The 22,435-nt window shown below is 50.8% G+C and carries 18 protein-coding genes and 7 tRNA genes; 18 read left to right on the top strand and 7 right to left on the bottom strand.

Annotation, left to right across the window (positions count from 1 at the left end):
• The first annotated feature begins 318 nt into the window (after positions 1-318).
• The 7 genes from nudF to parC are packed head-to-tail and all read left to right on the top strand — an operon-like array spanning position 319 to position 8,215.
• On the top strand, positions 319-936 hold the full coding sequence (gene nudF / locus ACFOE0_RS01775) for an ADP-ribose diphosphatase (protein ID WP_248936690.1): 618 nt from the start codon (positions 319-321) through the stop codon (positions 934-936).
• On the top strand, positions 929-1,363 hold the full coding sequence (locus tag ACFOE0_RS01780) for a DUF1249 domain-containing protein (protein ID WP_248936691.1): 435 nt from the start codon (positions 929-931) through the stop codon (positions 1,361-1,363). Before nudF ends, ACFOE0_RS01780 begins: the two co-directional genes overlap by 8 nt.
• Positions 1,364-1,378: 15 nt before the next feature.
• Complete coding sequence (gene cpdA, locus ACFOE0_RS01785; RefSeq protein ID WP_248936692.1) at positions 1,379-2,218, top strand: 3',5'-cyclic-AMP phosphodiesterase; 840 nt, start codon at positions 1,379-1,381, stop codon at positions 2,216-2,218.
• A 55-nt stretch (positions 2,219-2,273) separates the two neighbouring features.
• On the top strand, positions 2,274-2,876 hold the full coding sequence (locus tag ACFOE0_RS01790; protein WP_248936693.1) for a YqiA/YcfP family alpha/beta fold hydrolase: 603 nt from the start codon (positions 2,274-2,276) through the stop codon (positions 2,874-2,876).
• Positions 2,877-2,901: 25 nt separating this feature from the next.
• Positions 2,902-4,788, top strand: coding sequence for a DNA topoisomerase IV subunit B (parE, locus tag ACFOE0_RS01795; RefSeq protein WP_248936694.1), 1,887 nt, complete (start codon positions 2,902-2,904; stop codon positions 4,786-4,788).
• 32 nt (positions 4,789-4,820) lie between these two features.
• Positions 4,821-5,933 (top strand): PQQ-dependent sugar dehydrogenase, encoded by a 1,113-nt coding sequence (locus ACFOE0_RS01800; RefSeq protein WP_380711277.1) that lies wholly within the window; start codon positions 4,821-4,823, stop codon positions 5,931-5,933.
• A gap of 14 nt (positions 5,934-5,947) precedes the next feature.
• Positions 5,948-8,215: a DNA topoisomerase IV subunit A gene (parC, locus tag ACFOE0_RS01805; protein WP_248936695.1), complete on the top strand. Its 2,268-nt coding sequence runs from the start codon at positions 5,948-5,950 to the stop codon at positions 8,213-8,215.
• A 104-nt stretch (positions 8,216-8,319) separates the two neighbouring features.
• Here parC and ACFOE0_RS01810 read toward each other — a convergent pair whose 3' ends face one another.
• Positions 8,320-8,511 carry a (2Fe-2S)-binding protein gene (locus ACFOE0_RS01810; RefSeq protein WP_248936696.1) on the bottom strand — a complete coding sequence of 64 codons (192 nt, stop codon included), beginning with the start codon at positions 8,509-8,511 and terminating at the stop codon, positions 8,320-8,322.
• A gap of 235 nt (positions 8,512-8,746) precedes the next feature.
• Here ACFOE0_RS01810 and ACFOE0_RS01815 point away from each other — a divergent pair, with 235 nt between their 5' ends.
• Positions 8,747-10,321, top strand: a complete 1,575-nt coding sequence (locus ACFOE0_RS01815) for a methyl-accepting chemotaxis protein (protein ID WP_248936697.1) — start codon at positions 8,747-8,749, stop codon at positions 10,319-10,321.
• Between the two features lie 244 nt (positions 10,322-10,565).
• On the opposite strand, the gene ACFOE0_RS01820 is transcribed toward ACFOE0_RS01815, so the two are convergent.
• The 6 genes from ACFOE0_RS01820 to rsgA all read right to left on the bottom strand — a co-directional run bounded on the left by ACFOE0_RS01820 (position 10,566) and on the right by rsgA (position 18,492).
• The gene (locus ACFOE0_RS01820; protein ID WP_248936698.1) at positions 10,566-11,492 is read right to left on the bottom strand and encodes a D-2-hydroxyacid dehydrogenase; all 927 of its coding nucleotides are present in this window, start codon (positions 11,490-11,492) and stop codon (positions 10,566-10,568) included.
• A gap of 199 nt (positions 11,493-11,691) precedes the next feature.
• Positions 11,692-12,378, bottom strand: a complete 687-nt coding sequence (locus tag ACFOE0_RS01825) for a glycerophosphodiester phosphodiesterase (RefSeq protein ID WP_248936699.1) — start codon at positions 12,376-12,378, stop codon at positions 11,692-11,694.
• Between the two features lie 16 nt (positions 12,379-12,394).
• Positions 12,395-15,586, bottom strand: a complete 3,192-nt coding sequence (locus ACFOE0_RS01830; protein WP_248936700.1) for a mechanosensitive ion channel domain-containing protein — start codon at positions 15,584-15,586, stop codon at positions 12,395-12,397.
• A gap of 74 nt (positions 15,587-15,660) precedes the next feature.
• Positions 15,661-16,560: a DMT family transporter gene (locus ACFOE0_RS01835; RefSeq protein WP_248936701.1), complete on the bottom strand. Its 900-nt coding sequence runs from the start codon at positions 16,558-16,560 to the stop codon at positions 15,661-15,663.
• Positions 16,541-17,404: an archaetidylserine decarboxylase gene (asd, locus tag ACFOE0_RS01840; RefSeq protein ID WP_248936702.1), complete on the bottom strand. Its 864-nt coding sequence runs from the start codon at positions 17,402-17,404 to the stop codon at positions 16,541-16,543. The genes ACFOE0_RS01835 and asd overlap by 20 nt, the downstream gene beginning before the upstream one ends.
• 23 nt (positions 17,405-17,427) lie before the next feature.
• Positions 17,428-18,492 carry a small ribosomal subunit biogenesis GTPase RsgA gene (rsgA, locus tag ACFOE0_RS01845; protein WP_248936703.1) on the bottom strand — a complete coding sequence of 355 codons (1,065 nt, stop codon included), beginning with the start codon at positions 18,490-18,492 and terminating at the stop codon, positions 17,428-17,430.
• Between the two features lie 113 nt (positions 18,493-18,605).
• Between rsgA and orn the strand changes: the two genes are divergently transcribed.
• From orn to ACFOE0_RS01895, 10 genes are all read left to right on the top strand, one after another.
• Positions 18,606-19,151: an oligoribonuclease gene (gene orn, locus ACFOE0_RS01850; RefSeq protein WP_248936704.1), complete on the top strand. Its 546-nt coding sequence runs from the start codon at positions 18,606-18,608 to the stop codon at positions 19,149-19,151.
• A gap of 113 nt (positions 19,152-19,264) precedes the next feature.
• Positions 19,265-19,340: transfer RNA gene (locus ACFOE0_RS01855), tRNA-Gly, on the top strand.
• 111 nt (positions 19,341-19,451) lie between these two features.
• Positions 19,452-19,527, top strand: a tRNA-Gly gene (locus ACFOE0_RS01860).
• Positions 19,528-19,558: 31 nt separating this feature from the next.
• A tRNA-Gly gene (locus ACFOE0_RS01865) sits at positions 19,559-19,634 on the top strand.
• A gap of 111 nt (positions 19,635-19,745) precedes the next feature.
• Positions 19,746-19,821: transfer RNA gene (locus ACFOE0_RS01870), tRNA-Gly, on the top strand.
• Positions 19,822-19,840: 19 nt separating this feature from the next.
• Positions 19,841-19,916, top strand: a tRNA-Gly gene (locus ACFOE0_RS01875).
• A gap of 18 nt (positions 19,917-19,934) precedes the next feature.
• Positions 19,935-20,010, top strand: a tRNA-Gly gene (locus ACFOE0_RS01880).
• Between the two features lie 98 nt (positions 20,011-20,108).
• Positions 20,109-20,184, top strand: a tRNA-Gly gene (locus tag ACFOE0_RS01885).
• Positions 20,185-20,324: 140 nt separating this feature from the next.
• Positions 20,325-20,780 (top strand): hypothetical protein, encoded by a 456-nt coding sequence (locus ACFOE0_RS01890; protein ID WP_115137136.1) that lies wholly within the window; start codon positions 20,325-20,327, stop codon positions 20,778-20,780.
• Positions 20,781-20,946: 166 nt separating this feature from the next.
• Positions 20,947-22,431, top strand: coding sequence for an NAD(P)H-hydrate dehydratase (locus tag ACFOE0_RS01895; protein WP_248937261.1), 1,485 nt, complete (start codon positions 20,947-20,949; stop codon positions 22,429-22,431).
• Positions 22,432-22,435: the final 4 nt, after the last annotated feature.

Below are 22,435 nucleotides of genomic sequence, written 5' to 3' on the forward strand. Positions count from 1 at the left end.
TGGCTGTCCTTTCTTAAGACAAAATCCCCGTGGGAGGGGATACAAATTGGTAGAATGGAGTGAGGCAGGCATGTCAAAAATATACCAGCCGGTTCGCGCTTCCCGACGCTTCCCAATACTGTGTAAAGTTAATTGTTTAGATACTAAGAAATCAACCGAATTCAAGTCAAATTTCAAGTGTAACCAATTTTATTTTACCGGACAGTGTAACCGGATTGATATTATTGGCAAAAAAGCCCTGAGATTCCGAGCCGGAAACAGGGATAACAGCTGGCAAATATTGCTTCGAACCGGAATGAACAGGCGTGGAGAAAACTCATGAGTAACAAGCTGTTTGGCAGGGATGATGTTGAGATCATTGAGACAAAGCCACTGTATCAGGGCTTTTTCAAAATGAACCTGTACCGTTTTCGCCATCGTTTATTTGCCGGAGGCTGGAGCGATGTTGTCAGCCGGGAGGTGTTTGAGCGGGGCCATGCTGTGGTGGTACTGCCCTATGACCCTGTACAAGACAAGGTGGTATTGATTGAGCAGCTGAGATTTCCTGCGCTGGAAACCTGTGATAATCCCTGGTTGCTGGAGCTGGTAGCAGGCATGATTGAAGAGGGAGAGACCCCTGAAGATGTCGCTCGTCGGGAACTGATCGAGGAAGTGGGAATCGAAGCCCTGTCTTTGCAGCCCATTAACAGCTATCTGGCAAGCCCCGGCGGCAGTACCGAAAGGTTCTATGGTTACCTTGCCACTGTGGATGCCGATAAAGCCCGTGGCCTGCATGGTCTGGACGAAGAGCATGAGGATATTCGCGTGGTAGTGATGGACAGGCAGGATGCGTATAATGCTCTGCAGGCGGGAAGAATAGATAATGCTTCCACCCTGATCGGTTTGCAGTGGTTACAATTAAACTATCAAAATTTGTTAGTCAGTAAGAGTGAGTAGAGTTATCGAGACGCCAAGATATCAGCCAAATGTGTCCTCCTTTTTATCTCTGTGTGGACGCAACTATGCCCATATCGTTAACCTGTTGCCCGAAGATGGTGGCCAGGGAGACAAATGGCGGGTAGAGGGTGGTTTCGGCATTCTGGATTTGGCGCTGCTGGAAAACACTCCTTACACCCAGTTGTTGGAGATCTCCCGGCCATCTGAGGTGTGTAAAATCATTCCTGCTCCAAGAATTCTTGTCAGGGTCTACCACGACGCTAAATTAGCAGAAGTGTTAAGTGGCCAGCAGATTTCAAATTTTAAGGCAGTGTATGATTATCCCAATATGCGTATGTATCAGCGCGATGAGAAGTACCAGGTCAATGTTTTCCTGGAGGAGCTGTTAAAGATTGGCCGACAGGCAACCCGGGTTTGCCTGTCCTGACGTTCGGGATGATTAATGCTGCAAGAGGCTATCTCTTATTCCATTGCTGCCGGTGAAAGTGTGCGTTTGGTTCAGGTAACTGATCCACACCTGTTCGCCGATGATGAAGGTCAACTGTTGGGGGTGAATACCGCCAACAGCCTTAATGCTGTGGTTGATACTATTGCCGCTTGCCGCTACCCCGCCCATTTTCTGTTGGCGACGGGGGACATCAGTCAGGATTACTCTCCTCAGTCTTATCGTAATTTCGTCAAGGCGATTGAGCCGTTAAATCTGCCTTGCCATTACCTGCCCGGTAATCATGATGATCCCAGAGTCATGCACCTGAATATGCAGGGGGAGCAGATATATGGTCATCAACGTATTCTGGCCGGTGACTGGCAGATTATTCTGTTGGATTCCACCGTATACGGTAAACCGGGCGGGCATCTTGTTGAGTCTGAGTTTAACTTGATTGAGCAAGCGGTGGCAGCCTGTCCTGAGCATCACACTCTGCTGGTGATGCACCATAATCCGATTTTGGCGGGGTGCGCCTGGCTGGACCAGCATTGCCTGGCCAATGGTGATGAGTTTATGCAGCGAATGGCTGAAATTCCTCAGGTCAAAGGTGTGCTTTGGGGGCATATCCATCAGCAGCTGGATCAGATCTATTCCGGGCGCAATCACGACATTCAGCTGATGGCGACGCCATCCACCTGCATTCAATTTAAACCTCAGTCTGATTATTTCGCTCTGGATGCGCTGCAGCCGGGCTATCGTTTGCTGGAGTTACGAGCGGATGGTAGCATGCTCTCCAATGTATTTAGGGTACCGGGTGAGCGATTCTCTCCCGATAAGGACGCCAGCGGTTATTGATTTTACCCGGGTTTAAACCGGGTTGAGTTACCAGCCGACCGCAGCGTGAGGACTTATGCTGCTATATATCCACGGATTCAACAGTTCTCCCCAGTCTGACAAGGGACGGCAGACGGCTGACTATATTCAGCAACATTTCCCCCATGTACACCTGATTGCGCCGCAGTTACCCACTGAGCCTGTAGCGGCCATGGCTTTGCTGGAACAATTGACCTGTGATGCCAAAGCCAGGGGGGAGCCTCTGTGTTATGTTGGTTCATCGCTGGGGGGATACTTTGCCAGTTATCTGGCTGAAAAGTATGGTGGTCGGGCTGTGTTGATCAACCCGGCAGTCAAGCCCTATGAGCTGTTTGCTGAGTTTATCGGTAGCCAGCACAACCCTTACACCGGCGAGACGTACCAGGTTCTTCCTCAACATCAGGCACAGTTGCAGGCGCTGGATACCAGTGTGATTCGGCATCCGGATCGGTTTTTTGTATTATTGCAAAGCGGTGACGAAGTGCTTGATTATCGTCAGGCAGTCAGCAAGTATCATTGCTGCAGTATGTGTCTCGAGGCTGGCGGAGACCATAGTTTTATCGGCTACGCCTCGCACTTATCAGATATCTGCCAGTTTCTGGCGCTGTCTGAATATAATAACGCAGGGCAAAGACTCTGAATTTTAATACTAATTTGTGTGCGCTATGACAAACCAATACACCTCTGATGCGATTGAAGTGTTAAATGGCCTTGAGCCGGTTAAACGCCGCCCTGGCATGTACACGGACACCACCCGCCCCAACCATTTGGGTCAGGAGGTGATAGATAACAGCGTGGATGAGGCGCTTGCGGGCCATGCCAGCAAGATTGAAGTGATCCTCCACGATGACAACTCTCTGGAAGTGATCGACGATGGTCGGGGTATGCCGGTGGATATTCACCCTGAAGAGGGGATTCCCGGGGTAGAACTGATCCTGACCAAGCTGCACGCCGGTGGTAAGTTTTCCAATAAGAACTACCAGTTCTCGGGTGGTTTGCATGGTGTAGGTATCTCTGTGGTAAACGCCCTGTCGACCCGGGTTGAAGTGACAGTACGCCGCGATGCCAAGGTATTCGATATTGCGTTTGAGCACGGCGAACGGGTCGAAGCACTGCGGGAAACCGGAACCTGTGGTCGACGCAACACGGGAACCCGGGTGCGATTCTGGCCCGATGCCAGCTATTTCGATTCTGCCAACTTTTCCATTGGCAAACTCACCTATTTGCTGAAGGCCAAAGCGGTACTTTGCCCAGGCCTGCGTATCAAGTTCGTCAACAAGCAGACCAATGAAACCCAGGAGTGGTTTTATGAAGATGGTCTGACCGACTATCTGAGAAGCTCCCTGAAGGATGCGCTGGCTTTGCCGGAAGAGCCTTTCGTTGGCAGTTTTGCTGGTGCGATTGAGGCTGTTGACTGGGCGATTACCTGGTTGCCTGAAGGTGGTGAGTACCTCGGGGAAAGCTACGTTAACCTTATCCCAACGCCTTTGGGCGGAACCCATGTGAATGGCTTTCGTCAGGGATTGCTCGAGTCTATGCGGGAGTTCTGTGAATTCCGCAATCTGACCCCAAGAGGCGTGAAACTCTCAGCCGAAGATATTTGGGATAAAGCCAGTTTTATCCTGTCGGTTAAGATGCAAGACCCTCAGTTTGCCGGTCAGACTAAAGAGAAGTTGTCCAGCCGACAGTGTGCGGCTTTTGTATCCGGTATTGTCAGAGATGCATTTTCCCTTTGGTTGAACTCAAACACTGCTCAGGCCGAAGCACTGGCAGAGTTGTGTATCAGTAACGCCCAGCGACGTTTACGTTCGGCCAAGAAGATCGCCCGCAAAAAGGTGACCTCTGGCCCTGCATTGCCAGGCAAATTGACCGACTGTACAGGTCAGGACCCTGCCCGCGCAGAACTTTTCCTGGTGGAGGGTGACTCGGCAGGAGGCAGTGCCAAACAGGCTCGTGACCGCGAGTTCCAGGCTATCATGCCGCTGCGGGGTAAGATTTTGAACACCTGGGAGGTGGATGCGTCTCAGGTGCTGGGTTCTCAGGAGGTACATGATATCTCCGTGGCTATCGGTTGCGATCCGGACAGCGAGGATATTGCTGAGCTGAGATACCACAAGATCTGTATTCTCGCCGATGCTGACTCAGATGGACTGCATATTGCCACGCTCCTGTGCGCGCTTTTCCTGCGTCACTTCCGTGCTTTGGTTGAGCAAGGTCATGTCTATATCGCCATGCCACCTCTGTTCCGAATCGATATCGGTAAAGAGGTGTATTACGCCCTGGATGAGCAGGAAAAGACTGGGGTGCTGGACAGGATTGTTGCCGAAGGCAAAAAAGGCAAAGTTCAGGTCACCCGATTTAAAGGTTTGGGTGAAATGAACCCGCTTCAGCTCAGAGAGACCACCATGGACCCCAATACCCGTCGCCTGGTTCAGCTGACCATAGATGATGCTGAAGAGACGCTGGCACTGATGGACATGTTGCTGGCCAAGAAGCGCTCAGCAGATCGCAAGACCTGGCTGGAGAGCAAAGGGGACCTGGCGGTTATCTAATCTGCCAAACCCAAAGGATGTAAGGGCCCGAAATGAAACCGAAAGGAAATATCACAAGATGTGTCGGTTTGCTGTCATTGCTTATCGCCAACCTGAGTATAAGTGCCCAGGCCTCGGTGATGCTCACTGTCAGCAAAGGCTTTGGAATGAGTCTTTATGCTTCGGGCCTTGGCGATGTCAAACAGATGGCATTGGGCGATAAGGGCACTCTGTTTGTCGGCACTGGTGATACAGGTCATCTGATGGCGCTGGTTGATGAAAACCAGGACGGCAGGGTTGACCGGCGTTATGTGCTGGACCGTCATATGAAGCGGCCTGAGGCCCTGGCGTTTTATCAGGGCGATCTGTATGTGGCCGAGGATGATAAAATCCTCAAGTTTCTGGATATTGAGACCAGACTCAAGCGACCAGGACGCCCCAAAGTGGTTTACTCCGGGCTGCCGCCAGTTGAGAAAGGTGCCACGCGCTCCATGGCATTTGGGCCCGATGGCCGGCTTTATCTGGCGCTGGGTGTTCCCTGCAATGTATGTGATGCCAGAGCGCCCTACGGCAGTATTTTAGCCATAGACCCTGACACAGGTAATGCTGAGCAGGTTGCGACAGGCGTTCGTCGGGTGCTGGGGATGGACTGGTCTCCGGATAAGCAGGAGCTTTGGTTCGGCGACAATAGTCGTGAATGGATGGGAGACAATCTGCCTGCTGATGAGATCAACAGGTTGGCAAATCCCGGCGAACATTTTGGCTTTCCCTATATGCATGGCGAAAGCACCCGGGAGCCAAGTTTCAAGCAGCCATCTCAATTGAATATTCGAAAGCCTGAGTATGAGCTGCCAGCTCATGTTTCTCCGGCGGGTGTACATTTTTATCGGGGCGAGTCATTTCCGGTCAAGTTCAGACAGCAGTTGTTTGTGGCTGAGCATGGCTCTACCAATCGCTCAAGCAAAGTAGGGTATCAGGTGGTGGTGTTGTCTCTGGACGGTAACAGAGTCACTGAACGTACCACTCTGGTGAGTTTTCTGGATGGAGAGTTTCCGGTTGCCAGACCCTATGCCTTAGTAACGGCGCCGGATGGTGCCTTATATATTTCCGACGACCTGAAAGGCAATATTTACCGCCTTTATTACAAGGGTTTGGAAGCAGAATAACAGGAATTGAAATAATGAGTGATTCAATAGATTTGAGTCTGGATGGTGTAGAGCAGATGCCATTGCGGCGCTTCACCGAAGACGCATATCTGAATTATTCCATGTACGTCATCATGGACCGGGCTTTGCCTCATATCGGTGACGGCCTGAAGCCGGTACAGCGCCGTATTATTTATGCCATGAGCGAACTGGGTCTCAGTGCGCAGGCTAAATATAAGAAGTCGGCCCGTACTGTAGGTGACGTGCTGGGTAAATATCACCCCCATGGTGACAGTGCCTGTTATGAAGCCATGGTATTGATGGCGCAGCCATTCTCTTATCGCTATCCGTTGGTTGACGGTCAGGGGAACTGGGGTGCGCCTGACGATCCCAAGTCATTTGCGGCGATGCGTTATACCGAAGCCAAGCTGTCCAGGTTTGCCGATGTATTGCTCGGAGAGCTGGGACAGGGGACCGTCGATTGGGGCGCCAACTTTGACGGCACCATGAAGGAGCCATTGGTACTGCCTGCCCGACTGCCACATATTGTGATTAATGGCATTACCGGTATTGCCGTAGGTATGGCGACAGATATTCCGCCTCACAATGTTCGCGAACTGGCATCTGCCTGTATCGAGTTGTTGGAAAACCCGAAAGCGGATTTGCCCCGCCTGATGGAGTTTGTGCCGGGGCCTGATTACCCGACAGAAGCAGAAATCGTGACCCCAGCGGCTGATATTACCAAGATTTATCAGTCCGGCCGTGGCAGCATTAAAATGCGTGCTGTTTACAGTGTCGAGAATGGTGAGATCGTCATTACAGCTCTGCCTCATCAGACTGGTGCTGCAAAGATTCTTGAGCAGATTGCTGCCCAGATGCAGGCCAAAAAGTTGCCTATGGTGACAGACCTGCGTGATGAGTCGGATCATGAGAATCCGGTCAGATTGGTCGTGGTTCCTCGCTCCAATCGCATTGACTGCGATCAGCTGATGGCACATCTGTTTGCCACTACAGATCTGGAAAAGAGCTTCCGGGTTAACCTCAATGTATTGGGACTGGATGGACGTCCAAAGGTCAAAGGTCTGCGTGAGCTGTTGACCGAATGGCTGGAGTTCCGCTTAACAACAGTCAAGCGCCGACTGGCATTTCGCCTGGATAAAGTGCTGGCCCGACTGCATATTCTTGATGCTTTGATGATCGCCTTCCTCAACATTGATGAAGTGATAGAGATCATCCGTTTCCACGACGAACCCAAGGCTGAACTGATTGCCCGTTTTGGTCTGACAGATAAACAGGCCGAAGCGATTCTTGAACTTAAGCTGCGCCACCTGGCGAAGCTGGAAGAGATGAAGATCAAGGGCGAGCAAAGTGAGCTGGAAGCTGAACGTGAGAAGCTTGAGCAGTTGCTTGGTTCTGAACGTCGTCTGAAGACACTGATCAAGAAAGAGCTGACCAAAGATGCTGAGCAATTTGGTGATGACAGACGCTCTCCTTTGATTGAGCGCGGAGAGTCCAAGGCGCTGACTGAACAGGAACTGATCCCTGCAGAAGCGGTAACTGTAGTGCTGTCAGACAAGGGCTGGGTGCGTTGTGCCAAGGGCCATGATATTGATGCCGAAGGCCTGTCTTACAAAGCCGGTGACAAATATCTTTGCAGTGCCCAGGGACGAAGTAATCAACCCTCGGTATTCCTTGATTCCTCCGGGCGCGCGTTTGCCACAGAAACCCATACGCTGCCGTCTGCCAGAAGTCAGGGCGAGCCTATTACGACCCGCTTCAATTTAGCGCCAGGCGCCTTGATGGAGCATGTGGTATTGGGTGATGAGTCACAACATTATCTGTTGGCCAGTGACGCTGGATATGGCTTTATCTGTAGCTTTGGCGACATGGTATCCCGTAACAAGGCGGGTAAAGCCCTGCTGAGTTTACCGGCCAATGCCAAGGCGCTGCCGCCTGCAAAAGTGGATATGGGAGCCAATCCATCGATTCTGGCTGTAACCAACGAAGGCCGTATGCTGGTGTTTGGTGTTGATGCTCTGCCTCAACTGAGTAAAGGCAAAGGTAACAAAATCATAGGTATTCCTTCCGAAAGGGCTAAAAACCGTGAAGAGCTGCTGCTGCATTTGCAACTGGTGCCGGAAGGAAGTGCTGTTACTTTGTGGGCAGGCAAGCGTAAGCTGACACTCAAGGCATCAGATCTTGAGCACTATCGCGGAGAGAGGGGACGCCGAGGTGCCAAGTTGCCACGGGGTCTGCAAAGAGTCGACAAGGTTGAACTGGGAGAATCTCTCGGCGGCCTGTAAACCCAAACAAAAAACCGACATCCAGTGTGTCGGTTTTTTTATGCCTGTGTAGCTATTACCGAGTGGACTGGTCCCTGCTCACAGTAAGACCGTCAGCAGAAGGGTCAGGCTACTTCGTAATAATTGGCTTTGGCATTCGCCTCGGCCTTTATCATCTGCCCCGTTTGTTTAAGGCATTTACCGCAGGAACCACCCATACCCAATTTCAGGCGCAGCTCAGCCATACTGGTAACACCTTCGGCCAGCGCCTGTTTGACCTGACTCTCTGTCACCCCATGACAAACACATACATACATCAGTGAATAACTCCTGCTTAAATACGAGGAGAAGTGTAATTGAGAATTGTTATCACGTCTAATATCAGGTAGTTCTAATTAATTGATACTTATTTATCCGGCGTTATAAAAAAGTGTGATCTACACTTAAATCTGCCGGGCGGTGCCACAAACTGAAGTTTGTCCGGAACAAATGCCTTTTTCAGGGCGCTGGCTCAGCGCTCTTTATGAAATTGAGTTGCTTTCGGGAGCGAGTATGAGAAACAACCAACCTGTTACCCAAAGAGAGAATGATTATCCTTCGGATTGGATACTGCTCTCGACAACTGATACCAAAAGTATCATCAAATATGCCAATGACTCCTTTTGCCAGGTGGCAGGATATAAGTTGTCTGACCTTGAAGGGAATCCCCATAACATGGTTCGGCACCCGGATATGCCACCGGCGGCCTTTGCTGATATGTGGAGCACCATCAAGAAAGGTAATCCCTGGAAAGGTTTGGTGAAAAACCGGTGTGCCAATGGCGACCACTACTGGGTGGATGCTTTTGTCACACCTATCTCTGAAGGTGGCTCGGTCGTTGAGTATCAATCTGTCAGGGTAAAGCCGAAGCGGGAGCAGGTGACACGTGCAGAAGCTGCTTATAAAGAGCTGAATGAAAAGGGTTCTGTCGCGGCTTTGAAGCGTCGTATCAGCACCCAGACCAAGCTGACTGCTGTCAGTATTGTGGCACTGCTTCCCATGTTGTTTCTTGCTGCCCAAACCGGTGTCGCGGGCTGGCTGGCATTTATTGTCAGTGCTGCTGTGCTGTTTGGCGGTGGCTTTGCGGTTATGTCCCATTTTCGAAATATGGTTGCCAAGGCGAGAGATATCTATGACAGCCCGCTGATGACCTATTTGTATACAGGGCGCAACGATGATGTGGCGGATATTGAGTTGGCAATGCAGATGCAGGCTTCTGAGCTTAAGGCCCTGCTGGGAAGGGCATTGGATTCATGTGAGCAATCCAGTGAGAATGCCGTATCTTCCAGTGCGATGAGTGAGGATGTACAGGGCAATAGTGCTTCCCAGCAAGCGGAAATGGATCAGGTTGCAACTGCGATGCAGGAAATGACGGCGACCCTGTCAGATATGGCATCCAATTGTTCAGATGCGGCGACCGCTTCCGAACAGGCTTCGGGAGAAGCGGTTAACGGTGATCAGATAGTGGCACAGACCGTCTGTGCCATTGAGTCCATGTCGGGGCAATTGAAGGAAACCGCTACCTTTGTCGCAGATCTTGAAGAGCACAGCAGAGGCATTGGCACCGTTCTGGATGTTATTCAAAGTATTGCAGAGCAAACCAATCTGTTGGCATTGAATGCGGCGATTGAAGCAGCCAGAGCCGGTGAGCAGGGACGTGGTTTTGCTGTAGTAGCAGATGAGGTGAGGGCGCTGGCACAGCGAACCCATGAGTCCACCACTGAGATCCAAGGCATTATCAATTTGCTGCAGCAGGGTACCGACAAAGCGGTCAGAAGTATGCAGCATGGTGTGGATGCTGCTTCAAACTGTGTAGACAAAGCCAATGAGGCTGGTGAAGCCCTGAGGGTGATCCGTGAAGCGGTGGCCTCCATTACCGATATGACTCACCATATTGCCAGTGCAGTTGAAGAGCAGTCCAGCGTCTCCAATGAAGTGAATCGTAACGTGGTGAATGTTTCCCAGTTGACGACTGCCAGCAATAAGTTGGGCCAGGAGATGGTGGTACTTAACCGCGGCGTGCTGGATAAGATCAGTTCACAGAAAGTCTTGGTCGAGCAGTTCCTTGAGCGAAGCCTCAAGCACTAATCAAGCCTCCAGGAAACGAACCGGCGCTACAGCGCCGGTTTTTTATGGCTGAATGGCTCTAGATCAATCTTCTATGGGGGTTGGTATAAGTGGACTTGAACCATTGCAGGAATCAATCTGGCTAATTGTCGTGCCGGATGTTAGCGGTTAAGGCAGGCAATTAGGTATCTACGACATTTACCTCATTCTTCACAGACAAAAAAGCCGGTGTATCTGCACCGGCTTTCTGGCACTTTACTACTTCTCAATACCCCTGTTGGAAACAAACCTGGTGGGTCAGGCTTTGCCCAGTAAGGTAGCGCTTATAGTTCAGGAAGAAGATCTCCATCACCTGTTCAGGGAAACTGGGTGCAGCAATATGTGGGGTAATTGTCGCATTTGGTCTGGCCCAGATGGGATGGTCGTAGGGCAGGGGTTCCTGATTAAACACATCCAAAATAGCCTGCTGATCCGGCTGGCGTGACAGCTGAGCGTCAAGCGCTTCCAAATCCATGACGTCGCCTCTGCCAAGGTTAAACAAGGCGGCATTGGGTTTAATCAAGGCCAGAACATCTGCATTAAGGATACCCCGGGTCTGGGGTGTACTTGGTAATACGTTGGCGATAGCGTCTGCCTGGGCGATAAAGTCCGGCAGGTCATCCATATTGCCCACCCGGTCAAAGCCTTCAACAGGTGTTCCGCAGCGATTGATACCGGATACCAGCATGCCAAAGTGCTTCGCTGTAGTGGCGATATGGCGGGCAATCGAACCGGTTCCAAGCAGCAACAGGTGTTGCCCCTGCAGAGTTTTGTAACTTCCGGGACGCCAGACCCTTTGTTCCTGCTGTTGGCGATACTTGGCGTGCTGGCGTTTATGAGCCAGCAGATATCCAAACAGATATTCGCTCATCAGTGGCCCAAATATGCCTTTAATATTGGTCAGTAAGTAATCCTGCCGCAGGCGTGGTCGCATTAAAGCATCAACGCCCGCATAGGTAGATTGCAACCATTTAAGTTTGGAGGCATGTCCGAGAAGTGGAGCCGCCAGAGCAGGCTCGGCCAACCAGATGTCAGCTTCTTTAATGTTGCTTGGTTCTTCTCCAAGCAGAATTAAACCCGAAGGAGCGCTGTTTTCCAGTATGCTGCGATACTGATCGTTGTCTCTGGTTAACAGCAACAACTTGTGTTCCATAGTAATTTCCGTAAGTTCCGATTACAGAGATGGACCGGTGACCACCTTTGAATATTGCAAGGGGTCACTCTTCTAATAATGGCAAAGATCCGCCCGCTTGCTGCAGTTATGGCTTTAGGTTGTAGTGGGGGCGTACTTTTTTATTAGTATCATGCATTAGACTGATGTTGCCATAGCTATGGCGAAATGATTAATTTTTCTACTGTAAAATCTGCTGGGCACGGTCAGGAAAGTTGGTAAATATGCCATCTACACCCATTTGCTGCATCCATAGTATGTCCTGCTCCCGGTCGACTGTGTACACATAGACCTTGAGTCCCCGGCTATGGGCATCGGATACCATCTCTTCGGTGATAAAGTTGATATCCAGGTGAATAGAGAATGCGCCCAGCTTATCGCCACAAGCTGCAAAATCCAGCGGTACACCTTCTACCAATGGCGCGACCAGGGCTTCGGGCAAGGCCTGTTTCACCTCAAGCAGGTATCTGTGATTGAATGATGAGATAAGCAGTTGCTGTCTGGTGTACCCCAGCTCACTGAGCAAGCGCGGATAAAGCGCTATCAGTGGCTCTGCAGTGTTTGCTCCCTTCAGTTCAATGTTGACCAGTGGTCTTGGCTGCATTGCGGCCATAAGTTGCCAAAGGGTGGGAATGGGTTCCCCAACCAGACTAACCTTTGCTATAGCTGCTTTACTGTGATCTGAAATCAGTCCCCTTCCGTTTGATTTGGGGTCCAGCCAGCGGTCGTGAAAAACATAGAGTTCATCCTCAACCAGATGGATATCCAACTCAACGGCGCTTGCTCCCATATCGAGTGCCAATTGCATGGCTTTAACTGTATTTTCAGGGGCGTAGCCACTGGCTCCCCGGTGGGCAAATATCAACATAACAAGTTACCTGTAATCAGCGTATCAGCCCCTGTCCCGAATCGCGTTGCTGCGGGCTGAGGTGGATCTCCAGCTGAGGATAAGCCAACTCAAGGTTGTTTTCTTTCAGCTTCTTGCTGATGAGTTTATGCAGCGCATGGCGAAGTGGCCAGCGGGCATTCATATCTCTGGCGTAGGCTCTGACCTCATAGTCTTGAGTATGCTGACCAAAACCGGCAAACCAAACCTCAGGTTCTGGTATCTCCAGTGCTTCGTTGCACTCTTTCACTGCCTGGTACAGTGAGGCCTCTACTTTGGCCGGGTCTGAATCCCTGGATACCGCGACATTAATAATGACCCGGGTGATAGGGTCTGACAGGGACCAGTTAATCAACTGCTCGGTAATAAAGGCTTTATTGGGAACAATAATCTCTTTGCGGTCCCAGTCGATAATGGTGGTAGCGCGGATTTGAATCTTGCTGACAGTACCGGTCAGATCCCGAATAGTCACTGTATCGCCAATTCTTACCGGCTTTTCAAACAGAATAATCAAACCGGAAATAAAGTTGGCGAAGATCTCCTGCAGACCAAAGCCCAGACCAACCGACAGAGCGGCAATCAGCCACTGCAGCTTGTTCCACTCCATTCCAAGAGTTGAGAATCCCACCAGGGTGCCGAACAGCACCACCAGGTAGCGACTGACTGTAGTAATCGCAAAGCCTGTGCCCGGAGACAGTTCCAGCCGTTGCAAGATCATCAGTTCCAGCAAGCCAGGCAGGTTGGTGGCAATCATCAGTGAGAAGGCAAAGATAATCAGCCCGAAAAATACCGACTTCAGGGTTACAGGAACCTGCTGCTCAATACCGTTGATGCTGGTATTGCTGGTCCACAGGGTTACACCGTCAAGGAATGAGAACAGCGCTGTGTGGGTTTGACTCCACAGGCCGATCAAACTCGCCAGCAGAGCAAGTAACAGCAGTGAACGAACCAATCCCAGTGACTGACTGGATATGGTCTCCAGATCTACGACAGGCTCTTCGTAGGTATCCAGCTGGTCACTGTTTGGGGTCTCGCCCTTCTCACGTTGTGCCAGGATCTCTGCGCGTCGGGCTTTAGCACGGTCGAATGCGATTCGACGACGTTCTATCAGCATCCAGCGCCGGATAAGCTGATAGATAAGCAGGAAACTAAGACCCAGAACCAAAGACAATTGCAACTGCAGCAACATCTGGAAGGCGGTGAAGTAGTAACCCAGGAGTGCCAGTACGGCACTGACTAAAGGTACCAGCAGCAATGTCAGCCAAAGTACTCTGTGAAGCAGCTTCTTGTTCTTGCCATCTTCATCGCCACTTTGACGGAATCGACGTGAGATGGTCAATGCGTCCTTGTACAGCATAAACAGCTGAATACAGAAGATGATAAATGCACCCCGGCCCAGACTGTTACGTATGGGTGATGAGTCCAGCACTTCGGTAAAGCCCATCAGACCCAGCAGCGGAGTGGCTAACCAGACAAAGCGATGCAGTCTGGCGCTGACATCCTGCATGACCTGAGGCGGGCGTCCGAAGTGGGCAATAAGCACCCCTTTGTCCTGTGCCAGCAGAGTATAGAAGCGGTACAGCAACTGCAGACAGCCCATGGCCACAATGCCCATGCCTACTGCCTGAACAAAGTTGTGAGAAGCGCCATAAAAGATCAGGCCGGCAGCGATAATCGGCATAGGCCAGATCAATGAATACCCGGCAGAGACCAGCAGCGCCTTGAAGGTATAAATAAAGTTGTCCTGGGTCACATTGCCCACATTGGCGGCGTAGCCATTGAGGGTGTTGGTATATTTGGGGGCCAACAGGTCCTGAACCATCAGGCAAAGTACCAGCAGGATAATCCACCAAGCCCACAGGTGCTGTTGTTCATCCAATGCTTTTGGCAGCTGTTGCCAGGGGGCCTGCTCTGCCAGCCAAACTGTCGATCTGTGCAGCTCGGTGAGCCACAGCTTGCCGATGGCATTGGCGTTCGGTACCCAGAACAGATGTTCATTGAGGGTACTTTTCAGGGTTTCATATTGTTGGGTCAGCTGTTCATAGCTGAGTTTGAGCTTAGCCAGCTCCGCCAGATAAAGATCGAATGCCTCCAGCAAACGTCCAATCAGTACCTGCTGAGAGTTCAATAACTTTTGCTGTTCGGGAGTAATATCTATTTCGCTGAGATCCTGTTGGTTGAGGACCTGCAGCTGCTCTACGTGGTAGCGTGCCAGACGGGTATCGGCGATCTCCCCCTGCAGTTTTTCAGGGCTGGGGGGCTTGGGCAGGGCCTGCAACATCTGCAGAAAACGGTCACCAAAAGCTGAGTTTACTTTTACCCAGGTGATCTGCTCCTGAATATTGGTCAGTTGCTTGGCCTGCTGCTGGTATTGGGTTTCGGCTTTCGCCTGGGCTTTCAGTGTCTGATTAATGTCACTGGTCAGCGCTTTAAGCTGATCTCCCAGCTCAAGATTAACCTTGTTGATCTCGATGGCAATGGGGTCTGTCAGTTGGTCATCAGCGACAATATTGCTGGCCAGAGTGGCATCAGTATTGGATTGTTGCCTTGCACTGATAGCCTGATTCAGGGTTTCGATCTGCAGTTCCTGTTGATGCAACTGGGCTCTAACCAACTGTAACTGCATTTGTGCCATTTCCAGCCGTGCCGGGCTGCTGTCCAGCTCAGCTTCCAGGGTGAGGAGTTGCTGCTGGTATAGTTGTCTCTGAGCGTGTTGCAGGGCACCGGCGGGAGAGTCCGCGGGTAACAGGCTTGTTCTTTGATTCTGCAGGGCGGTGTCTCTGGCATCCCGGATAAGCCCTGGCAACTGTTTTTGCCGCTCAAGCTGGGTGTTTATTTGCTTACCCAGCAGGGACTCACTCTCTTTTAACTCCGAAAGACGCAGATGCGCCAAAGAGGCCTGCTGACGCAGAGCCACCTCTCTTTCTACCGGCAGAGGCTGTTGAGTTTGTCTTTGCTGTTCCGCCAGATTGAGCCGTTGGGATGATAACTCCATCAGGGAGCGGTTATAGCTGTCCGCCGCCTGTTTCAACAGGGCGATTTTCTCCTGCAACTGAGCCAGTTTCTGTTCCTGAGTCAGCTCCTGAGTTTGATTGCTGTTCATGCCAAGGCGCTTGTCGAGGCCAAGCGTCGGATTGGCTTGGGCCAAAGCAGGGAGTAAACACAGCAGCAGGAGGAGTATTCTAGTCATGGGAGTGGTGAAAGGCCGTATCGTTCGAGAAGGATCTTAACTAAGTTACCTGCTGAATGATACGGGGTATATGGTTATTTCAACGCGTTTTTTGAGCGATGACTCTGGGCAGTTTCAAACAGGGCCGTGGCGACGATAAGGGTGCCGCCGATAAAGGTTGTCAGCTGTAGCTTCTCGCCCAGAAACAGATAGGCGAGCAGTGCACCGTAAAAGGGTTGCAGGCAGGCGACCAAGCCTACGGTTTTTGCTTTGAGGTGGCCAAGTGCCGAGGTGAACAGCGCATGGGGCATAGCGGTAAATACAACTCCCAGCAGCAGGAACAGCCACCAGATGTTGGCAGACAGTTGCGCCGGGTTGACCTCGAGAAATGGCAACAGCATCAAGGCCGCAACCAGTGTTTGGTAAAACATGGCGTGGAACCCTGAATAACCGCTGAATCTGTATTTGTGCAGCAAGTTACGGGCGGTAAACAGCATGGCAGACAAGATCCCCAGCATAATGCCCAGAGTGACCTTATTGCCTAAGCTGGCTTCAGGGATCAGCAGGTAGACGCCGAAAAGTACTACCAGGCCGCTGGCTACATCCTGAATGGCTGGCTTGTCACCGTGCAGCAATGGTTCAATCAGTACGGTCATTACCGGATAACAGAAGAAGGCGATCATACCTATTGCCACCGATGATAACTGCATGGCGCCAAAGTAAGTAACCCAGTGCAGTCCCACCAGAACGCCAAGTAAAACGGCAATTCCATAATCTCGCAGGCTTTTGAGTCTGATTGGCTTTCTACTGGCTTTAACCAGCAGCGCCAGAGCGACAGCTGCAATAGCGGCACGGATCATGGTGATGTCCAGCGCATTTAACGGCAGCAGGCGGGAGAACAGGGCGGTGCCACCAAACAGCAGTGTGGCGAGGTGAAGTTGCAGCAGCCCCTGATGGGGCGCTGCAGTATGAAGATCAGTCGCGGATCTTGGCAAAAGGGCGTCCCATCCGTGTGACGGCTTCAGGCGTAACGCCATCGGCAAATGCTTCCAGTGCATTTTCAGCGAACAGCATGACTACAGTGCTGCCAAGTTTAAAGCGACCCATTTCGGCGCCTTTTTCCAGAGTGATAGCTTCAGGGCCTTCGGTTGGGTAATCCCAGGTGAACACCTGCTTGCCTGTTGGCGGGGTGACTGTACCTGCCCAGACAGTTTCGATACTGGCGACTATGGTCGCGCCGACCAGCACCATGGCCATTGGGCCAATCTCTGTTTCGAAAATCGCGACTACACGCTCGTTGCGGGCAAATAGCCCAGGAACATTTTGTGCGGTTAACGGGTTTACTGAAAACAGTTCGCCCGGCACATAGGTCATTTTCGATAAGGTGCCTTTAATGGGCATATGGATTCTGTGGTAATCCTTGGGTGCCAGATAAATCGTTGCGAAGTCACCGCCTGCAAAGCGTTTGGCATCATCTTCCTGATTCCCCAACAGGGCCAGAGAAGTAAAATGGTGACCTTTAGCCTGAAATATACGACCTTCTTCTATTGGTCCGCATTGGCTGACAGCACCATCTACCGGGTGCACAATCATCTCTTCATCATCGCACAGCGGACGCACCCCGGCTTTCAACTCGCGGGTGAAGAAGTCATTGAATGTCTTATAAGCTTTCGGCTCGCTTTGGGCTGCCTCGCTCATATCGATTTTATACTGCTTGATAAACCACTTGATCACATTGGTGGTCAGTGCGCCCGCTTCCGCCGCGGCAAGTTTGCCCACCAGACGGGACAGCAGGTGTTTGGGCATTACATATTGCAAAGCCACTTTCAATTTATCCAAGGTTAGTTCCTCAACAAGGTTGATTATTCTCGCTCGTCCATACCGGGACGGAAATGGCGAGCGTGCCTTTGTTCGTCCAGGCTGGCGATTATTCTGTGATAGTTCTGGAATCTGTCCTGCGCAATTTTGCCTGCTTCCACTGCATCCCGTAAAGCGCAGCCTGGGTCATCCCCATGTTTGCAGTCACGGAACTTACAGGAACCAAGGTAATCTCTGAACTCGACAAAGCACCAACCGACTCTCTCAGCTGGCAAATGCCACAGGGCAAACTCCCGCACCCCAGGTGAGTCGATCAGATCGCCTCCAGAGGGGAAATGCAGCAGTTTGGCTGTCGTTGTTGTGTGTTGACCAAGGCCAGATACGCCAGAGATTTCGCCGGTCAGCAGTTCGGCATCCGGCATCAGTGCATTGATTAATGATGACTTGCCCACGCCTGACTGACCGGCAAACACACTCACCTTATCTTGCAGCAGGTTCTTCAGGTCTTCGATGCCTTCACCGGTTTTCGAACTGACCTGATAGACCTGATAACCGATATCTCTGTACCTTTGCAGCGCGGCCTCAATCTCGGGTCGACTTTGGTCATCCAGCAGATCTACCTTATTAAGGACGATAACCGGCGGGATCTCAGTATCTTCAGAGGCAACCAGATAGCGGTCGATAATCTGAGTCGTAAAGCTGGGCAGTACAGACGAAACGATCAGGATTTGATCAATGTTGGCAGCGATGATTTTGACGCCGTCATAAAGGTCAGGTCGACTCAGTTGAGATGTACGTGGGTGTACAGCCTCAATGACGCCTGCCACGACAGCTTGCGTATCTTTATTCAGACGTACGACGACCTTGTCGCCGCAGACCAGACTGCCAATTGTACGTCGCATATTGCAACGGGTGATCTGACCATCCTGGGTTTCAATATCAGCATGTTGGCCATATCGGGAGATCACTGTTCCAAGCTGTTCGGCTTCAAGTGAACTATCCTGTATGTCAAGAGACTGATTTTGTTGATCAGCTTTTTGCAATCGTTTTTGATGGTTGGCGCGCATCCGGCGCAACTGACCACGACTAAGGGGTTTCTTTTTACTCACAGATGCGTCTCATCTACAAAGATGATTTTGTGTCGTTTAAAAAAGCAGTATGATACACGGTCTTGAAGAAAAAAGCCTGAGTTTGGGGCGAAACGAGGAAGATAGGCAGATCTATGACTGCAGATGTAAAGAACCTGATTTGGATTGACCTTGAGATGACTGGCCTGGAGCCGGAAACCGACCGTATTCTCGAGATCGCGACCATGGTGACTGACGAGAACCTGAATGTATTGGCTCAGGGACCGGTTATTGCAGTTCACCAATCCGATGATGTCCTTGCTGGCATGGATGACTGGAACCAGAAGCATCATGGTGAGTCAGGCCTTATCGACCGAGTGCGTGCCAGCGAACACTCTGAGCAGCGCGCCATGGAGGAAACCCTGGCGTTCTTGCGTGAACATGTACCTGCGGGCAAATCACCTATGTGTGGTAACAGCGTGGGTCAGGACAGACGCTTCCTTAATAAATACATGCGTGAACTTGAAGATCACTTCCATTATCGCAACCTTGATGTGAGCACCATTAAGGAACTGGTACGTCGCTGGCAACCTGAATTGCTGGACGGTTTTGTGAAGCAAAATACCCACCAGGCGCTGCAGGATATCAAAGAGTCTATCGGTGAAATGAGCTATTACCGTGAGACAATATTCAAAATTTAACCGCTTGGAAGATTATTCCGAATGTAGGGGTTGCAGGGATAGCAAATTTGCATATAATGCAGCCTCACTTCTACGGCGGTCCCTGTTTCAGTTGTACTTCCGATAGCAAGAATGCGACATTAGCTCAGTTGGTAGAGCGATACCTTGCCAAGGTATAGGTCATCGGTTCGAACCCGATATGTCGCTCCAAATTCTGACCTCACAGTCATAAAACGTGAATGCGACATTAGCTCAGTTGGGAAAGTGAGGGAACGATACCTTCTTTCTTGCCAATAGTGTGAAGTCCTTAAAAACTGTGATGCGACATTAGCTCAGTTGGTAGAGCGATACCTTGCCAAGGTATAGGTCATCGGTTCGAACCCGATATGTCGCTCCAAATCCTGACCTCACAGTCATAAAACGTGAATGCGACATTAGCTCAGTTGGTAGAGCGATACCTTGCCAAGGTATAGGTCATCGGTTCGAACCCGATATGTCGCTCCAAATTCCGACTTCACAGTCATAAAACGTGAATGCGACATTAGCTCAGTTGGAAAAGTGAAGGAACGATACCTTCTCTCTTACCAATAGGGTGAAGTCCTTAAAAACTGTGATGCGACATTAGCTCAGTTGGTAGAGCGATACCTTGCCAAGGTATAGGTCATCGGTTCGAACCCGATATGTCGCTCCAAATTTTGTTGAAAAGCACTGCGACATTAGCTCAGTTGGTAGAGCGATACCTTGCCAAGGTATAGGTCATCGGTTCGAACCCGATATGTCGCTCCAAATTTGCTGAAAAGCACCGCGACATTAGCTCAGTTGGTAGAGCGATACCTTGCCAAGGTATAGGTCATCGGTTCGAACCCGATATGTCGCTCCAAATTTGCTGAAAAGCACCGCGACATTAGCTCAGTTGGAAAAGTGAAGGAACGATACCTTATCTCTAACCAATAGGGTGAAGTCCTTAAAAACTGTGATGCGACATTAGCTCAGTTGGTAGAGCGATACCTTGCCAAGGTATAGGTCATCGGTTCGAACCCGATATGTCGCTCCAATCTCCCCCCGATTTTTCCCCAAACACTCCACCATTAGATTGATTCATGACCTGTTTATGATTTCGCTCAAAAGTTTCCTGTGGAAACGGATTGATAATGGCGTTAGGCAAAAACGTATTCAATCAGTGGAGGGAATCTTATGCGGATGCAGCAATTGCGGGACGTGCTGGAAAGAATTGCGGAGTGCCATCTGGAGATGCAGGCGCTTTATCGGCGACTGCATAATCATTGTGATTCGGCCAGAACCAAGCTTCTGCTCGAGTATCTTCAACAACATCAACAGCATATCGCTGAGACGATAGAATCCTACATTGATGATGCCCCGAGGCGTATGCTGGATACCTGGTATGAAAACCTGGAGATGGGCGGATTTAAGCAGGCCTGTGAATCTATCGTACCTGTTGCGGGAATGAATGAAGACGATCTGATTGAACTTCATCTTAAGTTTGACAACAGGATTCTTGGATATCTGGAAACATTGGTAGAAGTCGCGCCAACAGGTGAAATTGAAAGCGCCATGTCAGATTTGCTGAGAGTGAGCAAAACCCAGCAGCAGAGGCTGGTTCATTCTGTGATGAGAATGGAAGATATCTGATTCTCTTCTCAAGGCCAGAGACTAAGCCAGAGCCTGCTTGTCTTGACGGTTTGTCTGAAAATCTATCGCAATCGCGTATATTCTTTTAGCAAATAGCCGGGCGATTCGTATTCGTCCGGTATGTTTGTAGCTGAACTCCATATTATGACCACTTCAGGAGAGTGCTATGGCAAAGCATCCCCTTCCCACACATGTTTTCAGTAGCCAGGAGATCCGACAGGCAGAACTGGATCTGGTCAGGTTGGAAAGCATCAGTCTGTTCAGCCTGGTAGAAAGAGCCGCTGCCTCGGCATTTGACCTGCTGTTTTCTCAGGGGCTGCCAGCAACTCCTGTCGTGGTGGCGGGCAGCGGAAACAATGGCAGTGATGCTTTGATGTTAGCACGTATGTTGGCTGATAAAGGTGCATCGTGCAGGGTGCTTCGACAAGATTCCCAAAAATACACTGATGAAAATGAGCAAGCCTTTGAGCGATTGATGGCAGCAGGTGTGCGAGTTGAACCGCTAAACAGAGATAGTTTGCACTGTGCCTTAACTGGTGCTGACTTTCTGATAGATGGCCTGCTGGGGACCGGAGTTAAAGGCGCTCCCAGGGAGGACGTGAGCACCATCATCGAGATGATTAACAGTACGCAGGTAAGTGTTCTGAGCCTGGATCTACCCTCAGGGTTGAATGCGAATACGGGCAGGGTTCATGGTGTCGCGGTAATTGCTGATTTGACCATCTGTTTTGGGGCGCTTAAGCAGGGACTGTTTACCTCAGATGCCAGAGATCATTGTGGCGATATCTGCTTCGGCGATATTGGCCTGCAAGCTGTCTTGCCGGTATCTCGCTGTCGAATGTTGCAGGGCGCCTTTCTTCAGCAAGTGTTCAGGCCGAGACGACAAAATAGCCACAAAGGCAATTATGGCAAGGTATGTATTGTGGGTGGCGATCAGGGGATGTCCGGTGCGGTAAGACTGGCCGGTGAAGCTTGTCTCCGGGCTGGAGTCGGGCTGGTAAAGCTGGTCAGCCATTGGTCCCACGCTTCGACAATCAACCTGACCAGGCCGGAATTGATGGTTCATGGTTGCGAATTGGTTGATATGGAAACCTATCAGGTGCTTGGTTGGCCTGATGTTCTGGTGATAGGGCCGGGATTAGGAGTGGACGACTGGGGATTTAACCTGTTTAAGGCTGCGCTCATGTCTGACAAGCCAATGCTATTGGATGCCGATGCACTTAATCTGTTGGTCAAACAACCGGAGCAGCGGCGCAATTGGGTTTTGACACCCCATCCGGCCGAGGCTGCACGCTTGCTGAATTGCAGTGTAGCGGAGGTTGAAAATGACAGGTTTGCTGCAGTAGATGCGTTGCAAAACCGATATGGTGGCGTGGTTGTTCTTAAGGGCTCAGGCACTGTGATTAGTGATGGTAATGAGGTGGTTGTGGCCCCGGTTGGCAATCCAGGGCTGGCCAGTGGTGGTTGTGGCGATGTGCTTTCGGGTATTATAGGCGCGCTGCTGGCTCAGGGCTTTGCGCCAATGACAGCCGCGGTGGCTGGTGTGATCCTACATGGTGACGCAGCAGATTTAGCCGCAGCCTATGGTATACGTGGAATGTTGGCTTCAGATTTAATGTCGGGCATTCGCCAACTGGTCAATCCTTTATAATTGA

It is taken from the genome of Shewanella submarina, assembly GCF_042646185.1.
Taxonomy (GTDB): domain Bacteria; phylum Pseudomonadota; class Gammaproteobacteria; order Enterobacterales; family Shewanellaceae; genus Shewanella; species Shewanella corallii.

Excerpts from the sequence above, each read along its gene's own strand:
- ACFOE0_RS01800 (WP_380711277.1), top strand. The coding sequence starts at position 4,821 with ATGAAACCGAAAGGAAATATCACAAGATGTGTCGGTTTGCTGTCATTG.
- ACFOE0_RS01830 (WP_248936700.1), bottom strand. The coding sequence starts at position 15,586 with ATGACTAGAATACTCCTCCTGCTGCTGTGTTTACTCCCTGCTTTGGCC.
- ACFOE0_RS01895 (WP_248937261.1), top strand. The coding sequence starts at position 20,947 with ATGGCAAAGCATCCCCTTCCCACACATGTTTTCAGTAGCCAGGAGATC.
- ACFOE0_RS01890 (WP_115137136.1), top strand. The coding sequence starts at position 20,325 with ATGCGGATGCAGCAATTGCGGGACGTGCTGGAAAGAATTGCGGAGTGC.
- orn (WP_248936704.1), top strand. The coding sequence starts at position 18,606 with ATGACTGCAGATGTAAAGAACCTGATTTGGATTGACCTTGAGATGACT.
- ACFOE0_RS01815 (WP_248936697.1), top strand. The coding sequence starts at position 8,747 with ATGAGAAACAACCAACCTGTTACCCAAAGAGAGAATGATTATCCTTCG.
- ACFOE0_RS01790 (WP_248936693.1), top strand. The coding sequence starts at position 2,274 with ATGCTGCTATATATCCACGGATTCAACAGTTCTCCCCAGTCTGACAAG.
- nudF (WP_248936690.1), top strand. The coding sequence starts at position 319 with ATGAGTAACAAGCTGTTTGGCAGGGATGATGTTGAGATCATTGAGACA.
- ACFOE0_RS01825 (WP_248936699.1), bottom strand. The coding sequence starts at position 12,378 with ATGTTGATATTTGCCCACCGGGGAGCCAGTGGCTACGCCCCTGAAAAT.
- ACFOE0_RS01810 (WP_248936696.1), bottom strand. The coding sequence starts at position 8,511 with ATGTATGTATGTGTTTGTCATGGGGTGACAGAGAGTCAGGTCAAACAG.
- ACFOE0_RS01820 (WP_248936698.1), bottom strand. The coding sequence starts at position 11,492 with ATGGAACACAAGTTGTTGCTGTTAACCAGAGACAACGATCAGTATCGC.
- parC (WP_248936695.1), top strand. The coding sequence starts at position 5,948 with ATGAGTGATTCAATAGATTTGAGTCTGGATGGTGTAGAGCAGATGCCA.
- cpdA (WP_248936692.1), top strand. The coding sequence starts at position 1,379 with ATGCTGCAAGAGGCTATCTCTTATTCCATTGCTGCCGGTGAAAGTGTG.
- parE (WP_248936694.1), top strand. The coding sequence starts at position 2,902 with ATGACAAACCAATACACCTCTGATGCGATTGAAGTGTTAAATGGCCTT.